14 protein-coding genes and 2 tRNA genes are annotated in these 16,688 nt (G+C 62.1%); 6 read left to right on the forward strand and 10 right to left on the reverse strand.

The window, feature by feature from the left end; translation table 11 throughout:
* Positions 1-10 precede the first annotated feature (10 nt).
* A complete protein-coding gene (locus tag ACRWQA_RS14520) occupies positions 11-901 on the forward strand; it encodes an NAD(P)-dependent oxidoreductase (RefSeq protein ID WP_434231700.1) in 891 nt (296 codons plus the stop codon).
* Between the two features lie 503 nt (positions 902-1,404).
* Here the strand turns inward: ACRWQA_RS14520 and ACRWQA_RS14525 are convergent.
* From ACRWQA_RS14525 to gltX, 3 genes are all read right to left on the reverse strand, one after another.
* A tRNA-Glu gene (locus tag ACRWQA_RS14525) sits at positions 1,405-1,480 on the reverse strand.
* 32 nt (positions 1,481-1,512) lie between these two features.
* Positions 1,513-1,588: transfer RNA gene (locus tag ACRWQA_RS14530), tRNA-Ala, on the reverse strand.
* Between the two features lie 235 nt (positions 1,589-1,823).
* Complete coding sequence (gltX, locus tag ACRWQA_RS14535) at positions 1,824-3,302, reverse strand: glutamate--tRNA ligase (RefSeq protein WP_263583214.1); 1,479 nt, start codon at positions 3,300-3,302, stop codon at positions 1,824-1,826.
* A 249-nt stretch (positions 3,303-3,551) separates the two neighbouring features.
* On the opposite strand from gltX, the gene ACRWQA_RS14540 reads away from it, so the two are divergent.
* Positions 3,552-4,148: a helix-turn-helix domain-containing protein gene (locus tag ACRWQA_RS14540; protein ID WP_263583213.1), complete on the forward strand. Its 597-nt coding sequence runs from the start codon at positions 3,552-3,554 to the stop codon at positions 4,146-4,148.
* Positions 4,149-4,162: 14 nt separating this feature from the next.
* On the opposite strand, the gene ACRWQA_RS14545 is transcribed toward ACRWQA_RS14540, so the two are convergent.
* From ACRWQA_RS14545 to ACRWQA_RS14555, 3 genes are all read right to left on the reverse strand, one after another.
* The gene (locus tag ACRWQA_RS14545; RefSeq protein WP_263583212.1) at positions 4,163-4,744 is read right to left on the reverse strand and encodes a hypothetical protein; all 582 of its coding nucleotides are present in this window, start codon (positions 4,742-4,744) and stop codon (positions 4,163-4,165) included.
* Positions 4,745-4,815: 71 nt separating this feature from the next.
* Positions 4,816-5,151, reverse strand: coding sequence for a TraR/DksA family transcriptional regulator (locus tag ACRWQA_RS14550; protein ID WP_263583211.1), 336 nt, complete (start codon positions 5,149-5,151; stop codon positions 4,816-4,818).
* Between the two features lie 1,916 nt (positions 5,152-7,067).
* Positions 7,068-7,382, reverse strand: a complete 315-nt coding sequence (locus ACRWQA_RS14555; protein ID WP_263583210.1) for a DMT family transporter — start codon at positions 7,380-7,382, stop codon at positions 7,068-7,070.
* A gap of 359 nt (positions 7,383-7,741) precedes the next feature.
* Here ACRWQA_RS14555 and ACRWQA_RS14560 point away from each other — a divergent pair, with 359 nt between their 5' ends.
* From ACRWQA_RS14560 to dusA, 3 genes are all read left to right on the forward strand, one after another.
* Positions 7,742-7,915, forward strand: a complete 174-nt coding sequence (locus ACRWQA_RS14560; RefSeq protein WP_263583209.1) for a YqaE/Pmp3 family membrane protein — start codon at positions 7,742-7,744, stop codon at positions 7,913-7,915.
* Between the two features lie 114 nt (positions 7,916-8,029).
* On the forward strand, positions 8,030-8,227 hold the full coding sequence (locus tag ACRWQA_RS14565) for a hypothetical protein (RefSeq protein WP_263583208.1): 198 nt from the start codon (positions 8,030-8,032) through the stop codon (positions 8,225-8,227).
* Between the two features lie 298 nt (positions 8,228-8,525).
* On the forward strand, positions 8,526-9,563 hold the full coding sequence (gene dusA / locus ACRWQA_RS14570; RefSeq protein ID WP_263583207.1) for a tRNA dihydrouridine(20/20a) synthase DusA: 1,038 nt from the start codon (positions 8,526-8,528) through the stop codon (positions 9,561-9,563).
* Here dusA and ACRWQA_RS14575 read toward each other — a convergent pair whose 3' ends face one another.
* A complete protein-coding gene (locus ACRWQA_RS14575; protein ID WP_263583206.1) occupies positions 9,564-10,595 on the reverse strand; it encodes a succinylglutamate desuccinylase/aspartoacylase family protein in 1,032 nt (343 codons plus the stop codon).
* Positions 10,596-10,778: 183 nt separating this feature from the next.
* Here ACRWQA_RS14575 and ACRWQA_RS14580 point away from each other — a divergent pair, with 183 nt between their 5' ends.
* Complete coding sequence (locus ACRWQA_RS14580) at positions 10,779-11,396, forward strand: TetR family transcriptional regulator (protein WP_263583933.1); 618 nt, start codon at positions 10,779-10,781, stop codon at positions 11,394-11,396.
* A 3-nt stretch (positions 11,397-11,399) separates the two neighbouring features.
* Here the strand turns inward: ACRWQA_RS14580 and ACRWQA_RS14585 are convergent, their stop codons facing one another.
* From ACRWQA_RS14585 to ACRWQA_RS14595, 3 genes are all read right to left on the reverse strand, one after another.
* A complete protein-coding gene (locus ACRWQA_RS14585; RefSeq protein WP_434231707.1) occupies positions 11,400-12,092 on the reverse strand; it encodes a hypothetical protein in 693 nt (230 codons plus the stop codon).
* 137 nt (positions 12,093-12,229) lie between these two features.
* Complete coding sequence (locus ACRWQA_RS14590) at positions 12,230-15,400, reverse strand: efflux RND transporter permease subunit (protein WP_434231710.1); 3,171 nt, start codon at positions 15,398-15,400, stop codon at positions 12,230-12,232.
* On the reverse strand, positions 15,397-16,680 hold the full coding sequence (locus ACRWQA_RS14595) for an efflux RND transporter periplasmic adaptor subunit (RefSeq protein ID WP_263583203.1): 1,284 nt from the start codon (positions 16,678-16,680) through the stop codon (positions 15,397-15,399). Before ACRWQA_RS14595 ends, ACRWQA_RS14590 begins: the two co-directional genes overlap by 4 nt.
* Positions 16,681-16,688 lie beyond the last annotated feature (8 nt).

The following is a 16,688-nucleotide window of genomic DNA, read 5'->3' on the forward strand; positions in this document are numbered from 1 at the left end:
GGGAAACACAATGCAACAGCAGATCTCTACCGTCGCCTTCATCGGCCTTGGGGTGATGGGCTACCCCATGGCCGGCCACCTGGCCCGCGCCGGGCTCTCCGTGCGCACCTACAACCGCACCGCGGCCAAAGCCGAAGCGTGGGCCGAAGAGTACGGCGGCAGCCACCACACCACGCCGGCGGAGGCCGCCCGCGGGGCCGATCTGGTACTGGTCTGCGTGGGCAATGACGATGACGTCAGGCAGGTCACCGTTGGCGAGCAAGGGGCACTGTCCGGCATGGAGGCTGGCAGCCTGCTGGTCGACCATACCACCGCCTCGGCCGATCTCGCCGAGCAGCTCGACGCTGCTTGCCGCGAGAAAGGCATCGGCTTCATCGACGCCCCGGTCTCCGGCGGCCAGCAAGGCGCCGAGAACGGCGCCCTGACGATCATGTGCGGCGGCGAGCAGACCGACTTTGCTCGCGCCGAGCCCGTGCTCGTCCGTTATGCACGAGCCGTCAGCCTGATGGGCCCGGCCGGAAGCGGCCAACTGACCAAGATGGTCAACCAGATCTGCATCGCCGGCCTGGTCCAGGGTCTGGCCGAGGGACTGCACTTCGCTGAACAGGCAGGGCTCGATCAGCAACGCGTGATTGATGTGATTTCCAAGGGCGCCGCCGGCTCCTGGCAGATGGAGAATCGTCACCAGACCATGATCGCCGACCAATACGAACATGGCTTCGCGGTCAACTGGATGCGCAAGGATCTGGGGATATGTCTCGAGCAGGCACGTCGCCTCCAGGCTCGCCTGCCCGTCACCGCGCTGGTCGACCAGTTCTACGGCGATGTTCAGGCCATGGGCGGGGGACGCTGGGACACCTCCTCCCTCCTGCGCCGCCTTCGTACCTCCGGGCACGACTGAGCGACTTTCCCGCCCTCCCTCCGTCTCCTTTGGGAGACACGAGGGGCGTCGCTTACCCGCGACGCCCCTCAGCGAAAAGTACTAGAAAGAGAGTAAGCCCCGCTTGACAGCGACCGCATTACACGGAGCGAATCGCGCCATTCGGCTGGCTCTGACGTTGTCCACACAATCTGTGGATAACCCTGTTCACAACCACAAGAAAACATCATCGAATCGGCATGAGAAGGGGCCTGCCCTTAGATTGGCTATTTTTTGATCAATTTTAACATATTGATTTTTATCACTTTTTGCAGCTGCACACTCATCTGACGCCTTTCTGGCCAATTACACACAGGAGACAGGCCGAGACATTGAGCAAGTGGACAAGTCAAGCCTAAAAGGCTGCAAAAACGGCAGCTTCAATGGACTTTTCACGCAAGGAAACATGTCGTAACGCACTCATACACAGAGTGCCTGAAGCATCTGAGACAGGATGAATCGACAGGTGTAACCGCAGGAGGAAGTGGCGTCCCATAGGGGGTTCGAACCCCTGTTCCCGCCGTGAAAGGGCGGTGTCCTGGACCACTAGACGAATGGGACGCAATGTCGCTCACGCATTGGCACGAAAGAGTTGGTGGAGCCTAGCGGGATCGAACCGCTGACCTCGACACTGCCAGTGTCGCGCTCTCCCAGCTGAGCTAAGGCCCCTCAAACATGCCGTGAAGACGGGGCGTATAATACTGATTCCCCTCGCCTTCGTCAAGCGGGAAAACACCCATTCCTGCTGCGCTCGGGCCCCTTGAAAAAAACAGCTGACCGCCGGCGGTGCCGGTGCGCCGGCCCGGTCGTCTCCTCATGTAGCAGGCTACACTCCGAGAGCTGCGCTCCGGCGGCGACCAACCTATCTTCGCTCGCGACGGAAATAGGCACTTTCCCATCTTTATTACAGGTCGCGGTACTCCTTCTCGAAGCGCTTGGCCTGTTTCTTGGAAACGCCACCGAGCACGTCGATGGCATGGCGCAGCCGAGCCCGGGTCACGTCGGAGCCCAGGATCGCCATGGCGTCCATGACCGAGGTGCTTGCCGTGGAGCCGGTGACAGCGATAAAGACAGGCGCCAGCAAATCCTTCATCTTGAGGTCGAAATGGCCAGCCAGCGTCTTGACCTCGGCGAGCAGCGCCTCCTTGTGCCAGGCCGGCACCGCCTCGAAGCGCCATACCAGATACTGGAGCAGCTTGACCAATTCCTCGCGCTCCAGCTTGACGGTCTCGAAATCGGCTTCGCGAATCGCCGGCACTCCGCTGAAGAAGTGGCCAGCGAGCGGCGCCACCTGGGACAAGGTTTCCACCCGGGTTCGCACCTGCGGCAGGATCTGCGAGACATACTCCTCGTTGAACGCCCACTCCCTCAGCGCCTCGAGAAACGCCCGATCATCCAGATCCTCACGAATATAGAGCCCGTTGAGCCAGGTCAGCTTCTCCAAATCGAAGACCGGCCCGCCCAACGACACTCGCTGAACGTCGAAATGCGCCATCATCTCGTCGAGGCTGAACTTCTCGCGCTCGTCGGGCATTGACCAACCCATGCGCCCCAGATAGTTGGTCACCGCCTGCGGCAGGAACCCCATCCGCCGGTAGTAATTGATCGAAGTAGGGTTCTTGCGCTTGGAAAGCTTCGACTTGTCGGGGTTGCGCAACAGCGGCATGTGGCATAGCACCGGCATCTTCCAGCCGAAGTACTCGTAGAGCAGCTGATGCTTGGGCGCCGAATTGATCCACTCCTCGCCTCGCAGCACGTGGGTGATGCCCATCAGATGATCATCCACCACGTTTGCCAAATGGTAAGTGGGCATGCCATCCGACTTGAGCAGAATCTGCGCATCCACCTGTGCCCAATCGACCTCGATGGAGCCGCGCAGCATGTCGTCGATCACACAGGTGCCGCTGGCAGGGACTTTCATGCGCACCACGTACGGCCAGCCTTCCCGCTCGCGACGGGCGGCCTCCCCCTCCGGCAATGCCAGATCGGCAGGCTTCAGTGCCAGGTGCATGCCGGCTTCCTTGCGCGCTTCCCGCAACTCGTCCAGTTCCTCGCTGGTGCGGTAGCACTTGAAGGCATGACCGGCCTCGATCAATTGGCGGGCATGCTCGGAGTAGATCTCACCACGCTCGCTCTGACGGTAGGGACCATGCGGACCGCCAACGTCAGGCCCTTCGTCCCACTCCAGCCCCAGCCAGCGCAGCGAGTCGAGAATCATCTGCTCGGACTCCTGAGTGGAACGCACCCGGTCCGTGTCTTCGATTCGCAGAATGAACTCCCCTCCGTGCTGCCTCGCAAAGCAAAGGTTGAACAACGCGATGTAAGCGGTTCCAACGTGCGGGTCGCCGGTGGGTGACGGAGCAATGCGAGTACGTACAGTCATGTCGTCCTATTCCAGTCGGGTATGCGTATGGCGGCATTATACGCACCTGGACCGACGCAGACAGCCGCGCCATTGCCTACTTCGCGATAGTCGACACTCCCCTCTGGGGCTAGAATGATTCTTATTGGCACACGAAAAGTATCTGCAGTGTAAAAGTCAATTTATCGTTGACGCGCTAAATTTGCACAGTTAACACAGATCATTGACTATCGACGTAACTTTTGAACTAACAGTCGCCGGGTTGATGAAATGGATTCATTGGGTGAAAGAATCAAGCACTTACGGTTGGAAGCGAGCCTGAACAAGGCCGCACTGGCAAGGAAGGTCGGGGTTTCGGACGTTACGATCTCGTATTGGGAATCGGGGGCCATCAAGCAGATCGGTCATGAGCGACTGGTAGCGCTGGCGGATGCCCTTGGCTGTTCGCTGGCTCGTCTTCTCGAAAGTGATGCTCGGTTGACGCCCACGCCTCTCTATCTTCGTGGTCAACCGCCCGTACCTTGGCTGGAGCCCAATGCCAACCGTTTCACGTTATCCAATGAATTATTGGCAGGTGTCGATTGGCAGGGAGAGTGTTACCTCGTCACGCCCGCGCCAGGTGAACGGTTCAATTACCTCGACAGCGGTGATCTTGCCGCCTTCGGCCCAACGGAGAGCTGTGACCAGCCTGGCCGCTATTTGATCGAGGGGGCCGGAGGGTTGTATATCGGCCAGCTCGAACACGGCGAGAGCGGTGAGCTGTTATTCAGTAGCGATAAGGATGACACGGCGGTACCGACCCCACTGGAGGCGACCGAGAGGGTCGTGGGAAGGCTGTTGGCTCGCTGGCGCAAGGATATAGCCTGAAGACTCGCTTCCCCTCATTCGACTTCCAGTACTTCTACCTGGTCGGTAGCCCGGCGAGGCTCAGTGCCGATCAGGTAACGTCGTGAGTAGCTTGCCACTTGCCCCAGGCCATGCCGCGAGCTCCGTACCAGCTCGCCTTCGAGGTGCTCACCCTGCTTGCCGATTCGCTCCTGCACGGATGCCGGCTGAATGGTGGCTTCCACCAGATTGACGGTGATGGTGTACCCCCCATCCGGCAGTCCACTGCCCGATCCGAATGGTCCTGCTACGAATCGTTCATCGGCAACCGTAGTGCGCGACTGCCAGCGTACACCGCTCAGCTCACGCTCCACGACGATCAAGAGGTGCGTCTCGTCAGGCAGGTTGGTTTCACCCTCGACCATGAGCCGGCGGTCGCCGCGCAGGGTAGCCGAAGCATTAATCTCGACCGTTAACGGGTCCACTTCGACCGGCGCCTCGGCTGGCTCACTGGCAACGTCGATCGGCTGTTCCTGCTGCGGCTCCTCCTCCGTTTCCGAGTCGTTGTTATCGCCACCACAACCCGTCAGCCACAGCACTGCCAACAGCCCTGCGCAGGATCGACGCCATGCCTTCATGCCTTACTCCTGACCGTAAATGGCTTACATAGACTACCACTCCAACGGTCAGCAAGTCCTGCCCATGGCGATCAAGGCTCTCCTTCCTGCTCGGCACAGCCGAGACACAGCGTGGCGTAGGGAATGGCCTCGAGCCTTCGGGGGTCGATCGTCTCGCCGCAACGCTCACATAACTCACCCTCGCCCTCTTCGATGCGTTCGAGGGCATGCATGACCTGACCCAGCTCCTCCTCGGCCTCTTCCTCGAGCGCATCGATCACGTCTTCGTTCTCGAGCTCGATGGCCTGCTCTTCCATGTCCCGATCCAAGGGGTTTTCCAGACGCATCTTGTGAATCTTGTAGCGGTCTACCCGTTCGACAAGCTCATCACGCAACGCTTCTAGCAGCTCCTGACGCGGTTCCATCATCGCACCTCCAGAATGTGCCTCTCTATCCTCTACATAGCACATGACGACAGGGGCACGCCCCTATGAAGCGTCTAGCTGCGCAGGCATCGCCTGGCTCGGGCTCATCAAATACGCTTCCCTAGAATTGACGACGACAGTCAGATCACTGAAGTCTCGCTCCTCCAACTGGGCGGCGAACGGCAACAGCAGCGAACGGCAACCGCAACTCAGAAAAAAGAAAGGCCCGGCGCAAAGGGCCGGGCCTCAATCCTTGGTTCCATTCCAACTCGCCATGACGTCCTGTCATGCATCCTTGGCGTCATCGAGCCTCCTCTGCTCGGTCTTCCCTATTCCCGCCTCCTTGCGAGATATTCACCAGCCTAGTGGCAGGTTACGAGACGGGCTAATGAGCAAACTTCATCGTGAAGCCGCAGGGGAAAGCTTTTGCCAATGTCGGACTTCGCTACAGTCTTGGAGCAGGTGCATGGACCGTCTCATATCAGCATATGACATACCCATGCAGGTTGGCACGACCTTGCCTGAAATGAAGGCAAGCCCGGCATATGGCCGGGCTCTTTCGATTCCTTCCACACTCACACGGCATCCTTTCCAAAGTCCCTGATAACCTACCATCCTGGTGCTTTCTTCCTTGAGGAGCCTCCTGGCTCAACGATGGGCAGTGTGACAGACCAAAACGGAAAAAGATGCTTCCTTTGACTCTTCGTTGTGTAAGACATTGCCGACAAAAAATGTAATACACTTGCGCCAAGGAGACGATGCCTAGCGGACAGAATCTCTTGCCTGGTGATCTGTCATGTTGCCATACACTTCCACCTTGGTAGCGTACCACCAAGATTTTTAAGTATTTTTTGATAAAGCATCCAACATAGAGCGGGAAATGATGAAAGAAAAAGAATAAGCCCTCTCACCAAGGTGCGAGGGCTTATAAGCTCTACTCACGGAACTCCTTGACCATAATGACATCCTGTCTCTATCGGTCTTCCCTGTTCCACCCGCCTGCTTCCTGATCCATCAAGGCTTCCTGCCTTGTTAGGCTTCCTTGCCGCTTCGTTTACATCCTCAGAATAGTTTGCCATCAGTTCTACTCAAGGCCATTAAGGAAATTAAACGTTTTCTTTATGAAACATTTGGCAACGAAAGGTTAATTGCGTCACACAACTTCATCACTACGCCATATTGAACGTTATTGCATAAAAAAGGCCCGGCCATGAGGCCGGGCTATGTCTCTGCTTCCTTGCATCTTCCTCAAGCATCCTGCCCGAGCATCCATGGTACATGAGCCTTCCATGACTCGGTCTTCCTTGCTGGGCTCTCCTTGCCCGATGTGGATACTGTGACAGCTAGCCAGGGGCTTCATCCTTAACTTGGGATAAGTCAGCGTGAAAGAGATCACCGCCAATTTCTCTTCGATAGGCAAGGCCCCGACCATCCCTGGCCGGGGCCTTGCAGGTGCACTTCCTTTCTTCCCTGGCGACCGGAGCGAACCGTCCGCTTGGCGAAGCGCTCCGTTCACCCTACCAACCGCTCGGTAGTGGCGATAGAGTCAATCGCTTACGCTCTTGTAGGAAATCTGCCATTCGTAGCGCATGGCAGTGTGACGCCCTTCTCTGCCAAACGCTCGCCGAGCCGGCTTGCCGAGAGACATCGCCCGCGACGCAAGGCCCATAAACGCGAAAAGCCCGGCCGTGAGGCCGGGCTGCATCTTCGCTTCCTTTCCACTTCCTCAGGCATCCTGCCCGAGCCTCCTTGGTACGTGAGCCTTCCATGACTCGGTCTTCCTTGTCTCGGGCTCTCCCTGCCCGATAGTCACACTATGCCAGCTCGCCATGGGCAAAACGTTAACTTGGGCTAAGTCCGCTTGTAAGAGATTGCCGACACGGCTTGTGAGCGATCACGACGACCCGCAGCATCCCCGGTCAGGTCGCCAGCTTCATGGTCGCGATGCCGGCAACGATCAACAGGGCAGCGAAAATGCGCAGAGGCGATACGGCTTCACCCAGGAACCACACGCCGACGGCAAAGGCCCCCACGGCACCGATACCGGTCCAGATCATGTAGGCCGTCCCCAGCGGCAGGCTTCGCATCGCGATCGCCAACAAGGCGAACGAGCCCACCATCGTCACCAGCATCACGGTCGTCGGCAGCAGGCGCGTGAAACCGTGCGACTGCTTCATGGCGAATGCCCACACAACCTCCAGCAGCCCGGCCAGGCCGAGAAGCACCCAAGACATAGAAAGCCCCCTTTCTCTCTCGGGTCGTCCCGAAACGCATGCCCAGTATGGGGGGAGGCCGTCCTCCCGGGCGGGATTATAGGCCAGCGCGACTCGACTTGCAGGGAGTTTCCCACCCCGGCCATCGGCCCCCGCTCCACACCGATGATAAGCGGCATAGTGAAGCTCGGAGCGGTCAACCAGTTCACGCCGCGCTGCTCGACTCGCCGGGAGTGATGATGACGCTCATCGCTTCTCCTCCCTTGCCATGCTGGATCAAGGCCCGATTTACCGGTCAGTGGTCATTCCGCGCAGGCAGCACCTGAAAATACGCTAGGCTTGAAGCAGGATCAGGAGATTGACCTAAAAGGAGTTGGAAAATGGCCTTTACCGCGACAGACCCCATCAAGATGATCTTCGCCCTCTTGTTACCGCCAGTCGGTGTGTTCCTGGAGGTCGGCCTGAAAGGCCACTTTTGGCTGAACATACTGCTGACGCTCTTCGGTTTCATCCCGGGCATCATCCACGCTTTCTACGTGATCCTGAAACACTAGCCGTTCATGGACGTCGCCTATGGCTATCGTCACGCCGCCCGTGAAGCGCTACGAACTGCGCGGTGGCTTGGCGATCTGCCCAGGCCCGACAGCATGACTTCGAAGGAGGGTCATATGGACAAGGCCGTCATCGACGCAATCCGGAAGAATGAGCAGCTACCCGACAGCATGACCGATCGCGAAATCGCACGTGAGTACAAAGGGACCTATACCGCCGCGCGAGCCGCTATCAGCCTGGACCACAAACCGCTCGACCAGGTGCTCGCGGATGCCATGGGCAAGGTGTTTCCATTCATGCGAAAGAGGAAGTAGCGCTGTCGGGCGAGGTTGATCAGCCCACCTCCTCATCGTTGTCGGCTCGGCTCGCGGCTCATCTCACCGCCCACTGCCCTGGCCTTGGTGCTGCACCTCTTACTCTGGGCGCGCCGCTCCTTCTTGCGTACAATGGCCGGCCATCTCATTCCCTGCTCCCTGCCGCTCGACGATGCGCGATCACGGCGTCGCGTTTGGCGAGCTGTAACCGCTTCGTTACGTTGATGGTGCCGCAGGAGTTCGAACGGCGATATGAGGCGGAGCAACGGTAATGTCGGTGACACCCTGGAGGCCATAGATGAGCAATACGACTGGAAACGACCCGCTGGCACGGGCGCGCCGGTTTTCTGTGGCACCGATGATGGACTGGACTACCAGGGATCAAAGAGCGTTCGCCCGCACCCTGACCCGCCAGGCGCTGCTGTATACCGAGATGGTGACGACCGGCGCGATCCTGCACGGCAGCCCACGCGAGCGTTTCCTCGGCTACGACGAGGTCGAGCATCCACTGGCGCTGCAGCTAGGCGGCAGCGACCCCAGCGAGCTGGCGGAGTGCGCGGCGATCGCCGAGGCGTGGGGTTATGACGAGGTGAACCTCAACGTTGGCTGCCCCAGCGACCGGGTGCAGAACAATATGATCGGCGCCTGCCTGATGGGCCACCCCGAGAAGGTCGCAGCGGCGGTGCGCGCCATGCGCGAGGCGGTGAGCATTCCGGTGACAGTTAAGTGTCGCATCGGCATCGACGATCAGGACGAGGACGCCGACCTGGAGCGCTTCATCGCTCAGGTGGCGGATGCCGGCTGCGAGACGTTCATCGTGCATGCACGCAAGGCGTGGCTGCAGGGGCTTTCGCCCAAGGAGAACCGCGACATCCCGCCGCTCAACTACCCGCGGGTGCATCGCCTCAAGGCCAGCCGGCCGGAACTGCACATCGGCATCAATGGCGGTATCAAGACGCTGGACGAATGCCGCGAGCAGCTAAGCCGCGTGGACAGCGTGATGGTCGGCCGCGAGGCCTATCAGAACCCTTGGCTGCTGGCCGCAGTCGATCAGGCGCTCTACGGCGAACCCGGGCCGGCCGTGAGCCGCCATGCGGCCGCTCGCGCCTTCCGCCCCTACATCGCCCGGCGGCTCGAGGAAGGTGCCAAGCTCAACCATGTCACCCGTCACCTGCTGGGTCTGTTCCAGGGCCAGCCGGGCGGGCGCCGCTTCCGTCGCCATCTGTCGGAGAACGGCCACCTCGACGGCGCCTGCCTGCGAGTGTTCGACGATGCCCTGAGCCTGGTGCCGGAAAAGAACGAATACGAAACCGAGCCTCGCCTCGCCGAGGCGTGATCAATAGAGCGGGTCGGGCGGCGGCTCAAGGCTTGAGTGGAAGTCCTCGATGGCGCTCTCGGCCTCTTCGATGGCATCGAAGCGGGCGATATGGAACAGCGCCTCACCCTCGTTGGCCAGCGGCAACCGGCTCATGCCGATCACGATGCCATCGGCCATGGCCTTGACGCAGGCCTCGGCATTGCCGAAGGGGTCGGCCACCTTGCCCAGCACATCGCCCTTGGTCACTCGCGCACCGAGGCGCACCTTGGGCCGCAGGATGCCGTCGATGGGCGCCCGCGCCCAGCTCGAACCGTTGGCCAGCTCCGCCGCCGGCGGCGGCCGGCGGCGATGCTCACCCGCCAGCATGCCCAACCGTCGCATGACTCGCAGCACACCGCGCACCCCCGGCGTGATTGCCCACTCGTCGAAGCGCAGTGCCTCACCAGCCTCATAGGTCAATACCGGAATACCCCGCGTCTGCGCGTAGTGGCGCAGGCTACCCTCGCGCAGTTCGGCGTTGAGGATCACCGGCGCGCCGAAAGCGTTGGCCATGCGCTCGGTCTCGCTGTCGGGGCTGAGCTGGGCGCGGATCTGCGGCAGGTTGGTGCGGTGGATGGCGCCGGTATGCAGGTCGATGATGTGCGTGGCGTGATCGACGATCTGCTCGCGAAAAAGCGCTGCCACCCGGGCTCCCAGCGAGCCCGACTCGCTACCGGGAAAGCAGCGGTTGAGGTCGCGCCGGTCCGGCAGGTAGCGGCTGTGCTGCATGAAACCGAAGACGTTGACGATGGGTACGGCGATCAGGGTGCCATTCAGCCCCTGGATCTGCTTCGAGCGCATCAGCCGACGCACGATCTCCACGCTGTTGATCTCATCGCCATGAATGCCGCCACATACCAGCATGACCGGCCCCTGGCGGCGGCCGTGCACCACTTCGACGGGAATATGCAGCGGTGCATGGGTGTAGAGTCGCGCCACCGGCACGTCGACCTGAAGGCGGCTACCGGGCTTGATCTTGGCGCCGTTGAGCTCAAAAGATGCGCGGGGCATGACCTTTTCCGAAGCAGAACAGTGTTCGATCCGTTATACAGGGCCACTGCGTGGAATACGAGAGATAGGCTTAGGTGGCGTCATACCGAGAAGCATGACATACATATACGAATGTAAGCGTGTCATCCTTGGGTTAGAATGACAAAAACATTGCAGTACCGTACCGAGGAGAAGCGCCCCACCATGGCCCGACGTACCAAGGCAGAAGCCGCCGCCACACGCGAAGCCCTGCTCGATGCCGCCGAGGCTGTCTTCCTCGAACGTGGCGTGGCGCGTACCTCGCTGGAGCAGATCGCTCGCGAGGCCGGCATGACACGCGGTGCCGTCTATTGGCACTTCAAGGACAAGGCCGATCTGTTCCGAGCCATGCTGCAACGGGTGCGCATGCCGTTCGAGGAGTTGGTCGAGGAGATCGGCGACCCGGAACTCGCCAACAAGCCACTGGAGGCCATCCGCCGAGCCTGCCAGAGCGGCTTCGCCCGCCTCGAGCAGCCGCGCTACCGACGCGTGCATGCCATCCTGATCCACCATTGCGAGACCTTTGCCGAGATCGACCCCTTGGCGATGCAAAACGAGATGGCCGAGGAGGCCTGTGGCGCCCTGCTCGGCTATTTCTCCAGTGCCGCCCGAATGGGCCACCTACGCGAGGACGTTACCCCGGAAGTGGCCGCCAGGTTGCTGCAGGCCATTCTCGGCGGCCTGTTTCATGATTGGCTGCGCAACCATGACCAGTTCTCGTTGTGCGAACGCGGTACGCAGCTCGTCGAGGCCCAGTTGGAACTGCTACGGGCCAAGGGCTGAACGTTAAAGTGGCGCCTCGGCGCCTCCATGGTTCGCCCCGCCACGGCCATGGGCGAGACGCAGCCGCCTCAGGTGCACACGTGATTCGCAGTACCGGCTTTCAGCCACGCTGCGGTAGGCGCCCTCCTCCTCCACGAACTTGACCAGTACCCGACGCTCCCTTGGGCAGGGCAGGTCACCGGCCTTGCCGTGCAGGCGCACTTCGCACGCGGGGTCGTCGACCAGCGTGGCCGTGGTCCAGCCTTGCGAGTCGGGTGCGGCTTGCACCTGGACGACCTCCCCCAGCAGGCAGCGCGGCTGCGACCGTGCCAACCGATGGAAGCGGCGCTGCAGCGCATGACACAGGCTAGCCGCCAGGGGCGAGGCGAGCACGAAGGCCACCCACAGCACCGCCACGCCCACGGGAATGCGGAACAGCCCCAACGGCAACCAGCGCAGCACGGCCAGCTCGATCGCCACGGTGATGCCACCAGCCAGCCCCAGCAGCACGCTGAGGGCAAAGGAAACCGGTACGCCGACGAAGCCCAGCGCTACCATGGTGCTGGCCAGATGATCTCCCTTGAGGCTGTCGCGCGCGAACAGCTCCAGTGGCGCCAGGCGCAGCCACACCAACAGCCAGTAGAGCAACACCAAAGGCAACAGGGCAGTGAAGACTACGACGGGAAAACTCAGGGCAATCTGACGCAGCGCTTCCATGGCGGCCTCCTCGCGGTTATCGCTCGACTCACTTTCAGCCTAGTCCAAACCGCTCTGGGCAGGGCACGCTCCGGATCACGAAAAAAGGCGCCACCTTCCGGTGGCGCCTGTGATCGCGCAGTGCGATTGACTGTCGCTCAGGTGTGCTCGTTCGCGGCCTCGTGCCGACCTCGCAGTTGGTAGCGAAGCCAGTCGGAGGTGCGGGCGATCACGGCATAGAAGCTCGGCACGAAGAGGCTGCCGAGCACCGCCACCGAGGCCATGCCCACCGCCACGGTGGTACCGATGTGGTGGCTGCTGACGTCGCTCGCCCCGCTGGCGAGTGCCAGCGGCAGCGTACCGAAGATGAACGCCAGCGAGGTCATCACGATCGGCCGGAAGCGCAGCTCCGCCGCCGTGATGGCCGCCTCGTGAATCGACTTGCCCTGCTCCTTGCGCTGTAGCTCGGCGAACTCGACGATCAGGATCGCGTTCTTCGCCGCCAGCCCCACCACCACAAGCATGCCGATCTCCACGTAGACGCTGGTGTCGAGCCCGCGCAGCACGATGCCGCCGATACCGCCGAGGAAGGCAAAGGGTGTCGCCGTGAGCACTGCGAGCGGCAGCGACCAGCTCTCGTACTGCGCCGCCAGGATCAGGAACACCATCAGGATGCCGAAGACGATGGCCAGCGTGGCGGTATTGCCGAGCTGGCTCTCCTGATAGGCAGTGCCGGTCCAACCCATGCCCCAGCCACCGCCGAGGGTCTCCTCGACGATCTCCTCCATGGCGGCAATGGCCTGGCCGGAGCTGTAGCCCGGTGCGGGGCTGCCCTGGAACTGCGCCCCCAGGTAGACACCGAAGCGCGATACCACCGCCGGCTTGGCCTGGCGTTCCAGCGTGACGAACTCCGAAAGTGGAATCCTCTCGCCATCGCCACCACGTACGTAGACGCTGCTGACATCGTCAGGGAGCCTGCGAAACTCATCCTCGTTCTGCAGATAGACCTGGAAGTTGCGGTTCTGATAGCTGAAGAAATTGACGAAGCCGTTGCCGAAGGTATTCGACAGGGTCGCGTTCAAGTCCTCCAGCGCCACACCGTAGCTCAGCGCCTTCTGCTGGTCGATCTCGGCACGATAGCCCGGCACGTTGACGTTGAAGGTGGTGAATACCCGCTGCAGGGCCGGGTGCTGATTGGCCGCCTGCATCACCTGTACCGAGGCCTGGAACAGCTCCTGCGGAGAGGCGCCTTCGAAGGACTGGAGGTAGCCTTCGAAGCCCCCCGTGGTGGAGAGTCCCATGATCGGCGGCACGTTGAAGGCCATGGCCGAGCCGCCGGGAATCTGGGCCCCCAGTTGCATCACCCGCCCCACCAACTCGGAAGCGGTCAGCTCGCGTTCGTCCCAGGGTTCCATGTTGATGAACATGATCCCCCGCGCAGTGTTGACCGAGCTCGAGAGGATGTCGTAGCCGGCCACGGCGGTGGAGTACCGCACCCCGGGTATCTCCTCGATGCGCGAACTGAGCTCATCCATGTAACTCTGGGTGCGTGCCAGAGAGGCGGAGTCGGGCAGCTGGACGCTGGCCAGCACGATGCCCTGGTCGGTCTCGGGCACCAGGGTCGAGGGGGCGATCTGGTAGAGCCACCAGGAGGCGCCGATGATCAGCCCCGTCAGCAGCAATGCCAGCCCCCAGAAGCGCACCAGCACCTTGACCGTCCACATGTAGGCGGCGGTAACGCCGGCAAACAGGCGGTCGAACAGCCGCAGTGGTGTGTTGAGCGCCCGCATCAGCTTCGACTGCCCCACGCCCTTGGGCTTGTGCTTGATGAAGATCGCCGAGAGCGCCGGGGTGAAGGTCAACGCCATCAGCGCCGAGAAAGCCACCGAGACGGCGACCGTAATGGCGAACTGCTGATAGATCTGTCCGGTGAAGCCCCCCAGGAAAGCCACCGGCACAAACACCGCCGCCATGATCAACGAGGTGGCGATGACCGGACCGCCCACCTCGCGCATGGCGCGGATGGTGGCCTGGGTCACCGTGATCTCGTCGTCCTCGCTGAGCACGCGCTCGACGTTTTCCACCACCAGGATGGCATCGTCGACCACGATGCCGATGGAGAGAACCAGGGCGAACAGCGTCAACAGGTTGATCGAGAAGCCGAACACGAAGAAGCCGGCGAAGGTGGCCAGTACCGAGACCGGCACCACCGACATGGCAATCACCGTGAAGCGCCAGTTCTGCAGGAAGATGAACAGGATCACGCCGACGATCAGGAACGCCTCGATGAAGACGTGGGTCACGGTATCCACCGAAGCGCCGATGAACAGCGTGGTGTCGTAGGGCACCACGTATTCGAGCCCGGGAGGGAAACGCGCTTCCAGATCGGCCATGGTCGCCTGCACTGCCCGCGCCGTCTCCAGTGCATTGGCGCCCGGCTGCTGGTTGATGATGATCGGCGACATGGTGGCGCCGTTCAGCCGCGCCTGCACGCCATAGTAGGAGGCCCCCAGCTCGATGCGCGCCACGTCGTCCAGGCGCAGGGCCGAGCCGTCGGGGTTGGTGCGCAGGAAGATGTTGCGAAAATCCTCGACATCGTTGAGCCGCCCGCCGGCGGTGATGGTATAGGTGAAGGCACGGGGGTCGCGCTGCGGCGTGGCCGCCAGGTTGCCTGCCGGCACCTCGGTATTCTGGGCGCGAATGGCCCGTGCCACCTCGGTGGGAGTCAGGTCGTATTGCGCCAGCTTGTCGGGGTCCATCCATACGCGCATGGCGAACTCGCCGCCGCCCAGCACTTCGGCGTTGCCCACACCCGGTACTTGGCGCAGCTCGTCGAGGATGTTCAGCGTGGCATAGTTCTGCATGAACACGTTGTTGTAGTCGCCCTGCGGCGAAATCAGCGCCACCAGCATCAGGATCGAGCTGGAGCGCAGCTCCACCGTCACGCCCTGGGCCTGCACCGCCTCGGGCAGGCGCGACAGCGCCCCCTGCACCCGGTTGTTGACGTTGATGGTGTTGATGTCACCATCGGTGCCGATGTCGAACGCCACGTTCAGGCTCATGGAGCCGTTGTCGGCGCTGGTCGAGGTCATGTAGAGCATGTCCTCGACGCCGTTGATCGCCTCGGCCAGCGGCGCCGCCACCGTCTGCGCCACGGTTTCAGCATCGGCACCCGGGAACTGCGCCTGCACCGACACCGTGGGCGGCACCACGCTGGGGTACTGTTCGATGGGCAGCACCCGCATGCTGACCACCCCCATCACGGTGAGGATGATCGCCAGCACCGTGGCGAAGATCGGCCGCTTGATGAAGAAATTGGAAAAATTCATGCGTCGTCCTCGCCGCCTTCAGCGGCTTCCCCCTCCGGCATGGCCTCGGCGGCTTCCCCTTCCTGCATCGCCTCGGCAGCCTCGGCCTCTGCCTCGGCTTCGGCCTGCTCGACTTCCTCGACCAGCGCTCGCGCATTGCCTTCGAAGGGCTGTGGGTCGATGGGTGTGCCGGGCTCGATGCCGGCCGGGTCGCCCACCACCACCCGCTCGCCGGGTTCCAGGCCGCCACGGATGATCTGCCAAGGCCCAGCCACTTCGCCCAGCTCGACGGTACGGGCGCGCGCCGTGTCGTCTTCATCGAGCACGAACACCTGTGGCCCCATCAGGCCCTGAGACACGGCGATCTCGGGTACCGCCAGCACATCGAAACGCTTGAGCCCTTCGAGGCTGATGCGTGCGAACTGGCCGGGCAGCACCCGTGTGTCGGGGTTGGGGAAGGTGGCGCTGGCCTGGACCGTACTGGTGCGTTCGTCCACCCGCGAGCCCAGGAAATCGAGCTGCCCTTCCAGGCTTCGAGCGGCCGCGCCAGCGCCACCGGGAACGTTCAGCGAGGCACGAATCGATTCACCTTCCTGGCTCCTCAGTTGCTGACGCAGTTCGAGGGCGTCACGCTGAGGCAACTGGAAGCGCACCTCCAGCGGGTCCAGCGGCGTGATGGTCGCCAGTACCGAGCCGGGGCTGACCAGGTTGCCGACGTTGATCTGCGCGAGGCCGATCACGCCCGATACCGGCGCGGTGACCTCGGCGTACTCGAGGTCGATGCGTGAACTCGCCAGCGCCGCCTCGGCCTGCGCCACGGCGGCACGTGCCACGCCCAGGTCCGCGCGGGCCTGGTCGACCTGTTGCTGGCTCACCGAGTTCTGGCTCAGCAGGCGTTCGAAGCGCTGGGCATCGCGCTGGGCGCGGGACAGTTCGGCCTGGGCGCTCTGCAGATTGGCCTCGTTCTGATTCACTGCCGCCTGATAGACGTCGGGCTCGATGGAGAAGAGACGCTGGCCTTTCTCGACCTGCTCGCCGGGCTCGAAGTGACGCTCCTCCAAGGTACCCGTGATACGGGCCACGAGAGTGACCTCGTCGTCGCTACGCAGCAGCGAGGGGTAGGATTTCTCCAGCGCGATATCCTGGCGCTCGATCGCCACGACCTCGACGGGATGCGGTTGACGCCCCGGGGCGGCCTGCTGCTGTGCCTGGGGATTCTCCTCCTGGCCACAGGCGGCCAGCAACAGACCGGCGGCCAGCGCCATCAGGGCGGCCCGACCGAGTCGAGATATTCTTTTCATGATGTGCG

Source organism: Billgrantia sp. C5P2 (genome assembly GCF_051062895.2).

Excerpts from the sequence above, each read along its gene's own strand:
- ACRWQA_RS14520 (WP_434231700.1), top strand. The coding sequence starts at position 11 with ATGCAACAGCAGATCTCTACCGTCGCCTTCATCGGCCTTGGGGTGATG.
- gltX (WP_263583214.1), bottom strand. The coding sequence starts at position 3,302 with ATGACTGTACGTACTCGCATTGCTCCGTCACCCACCGGCGACCCGCAC.
- ACRWQA_RS14540 (WP_263583213.1), top strand. The coding sequence starts at position 3,552 with ATGGATTCATTGGGTGAAAGAATCAAGCACTTACGGTTGGAAGCGAGC.
- ACRWQA_RS14545 (WP_263583212.1), bottom strand. The coding sequence starts at position 4,744 with ATGAAGGCATGGCGTCGATCCTGCGCAGGGCTGTTGGCAGTGCTGTGG.
- ACRWQA_RS14550 (WP_263583211.1), bottom strand. The coding sequence starts at position 5,151 with ATGATGGAACCGCGTCAGGAGCTGCTAGAAGCGTTGCGTGATGAGCTT.
- ACRWQA_RS14555 (WP_263583210.1), bottom strand. The coding sequence starts at position 7,382 with ATGTCTTGGGTGCTTCTCGGCCTGGCCGGGCTGCTGGAGGTTGTGTGG.
- ACRWQA_RS14560 (WP_263583209.1), top strand. The coding sequence starts at position 7,742 with ATGGCCTTTACCGCGACAGACCCCATCAAGATGATCTTCGCCCTCTTG.
- ACRWQA_RS14565 (WP_263583208.1), top strand. The coding sequence starts at position 8,030 with ATGGACAAGGCCGTCATCGACGCAATCCGGAAGAATGAGCAGCTACCC.
- dusA (WP_263583207.1), top strand. The coding sequence starts at position 8,526 with ATGAGCAATACGACTGGAAACGACCCGCTGGCACGGGCGCGCCGGTTT.
- ACRWQA_RS14575 (WP_263583206.1), bottom strand. The coding sequence starts at position 10,595 with ATGCCCCGCGCATCTTTTGAGCTCAACGGCGCCAAGATCAAGCCCGGT.
- ACRWQA_RS14580 (WP_263583933.1), top strand. The coding sequence starts at position 10,779 with ATGGCCCGACGTACCAAGGCAGAAGCCGCCGCCACACGCGAAGCCCTG.
- ACRWQA_RS14585 (WP_434231707.1), bottom strand. The coding sequence starts at position 12,092 with ATGGAAGCGCTGCGTCAGATTGCCCTGAGTTTTCCCGTCGTAGTCTTC.
- ACRWQA_RS14590 (WP_434231710.1), bottom strand. The coding sequence starts at position 15,400 with ATGAATTTTTCCAATTTCTTCATCAAGCGGCCGATCTTCGCCACGGTG.
- ACRWQA_RS14595 (WP_263583203.1), bottom strand. The coding sequence starts at position 16,680 with ATGAAAAGAATATCTCGACTCGGTCGGGCCGCCCTGATGGCGCTGGCC.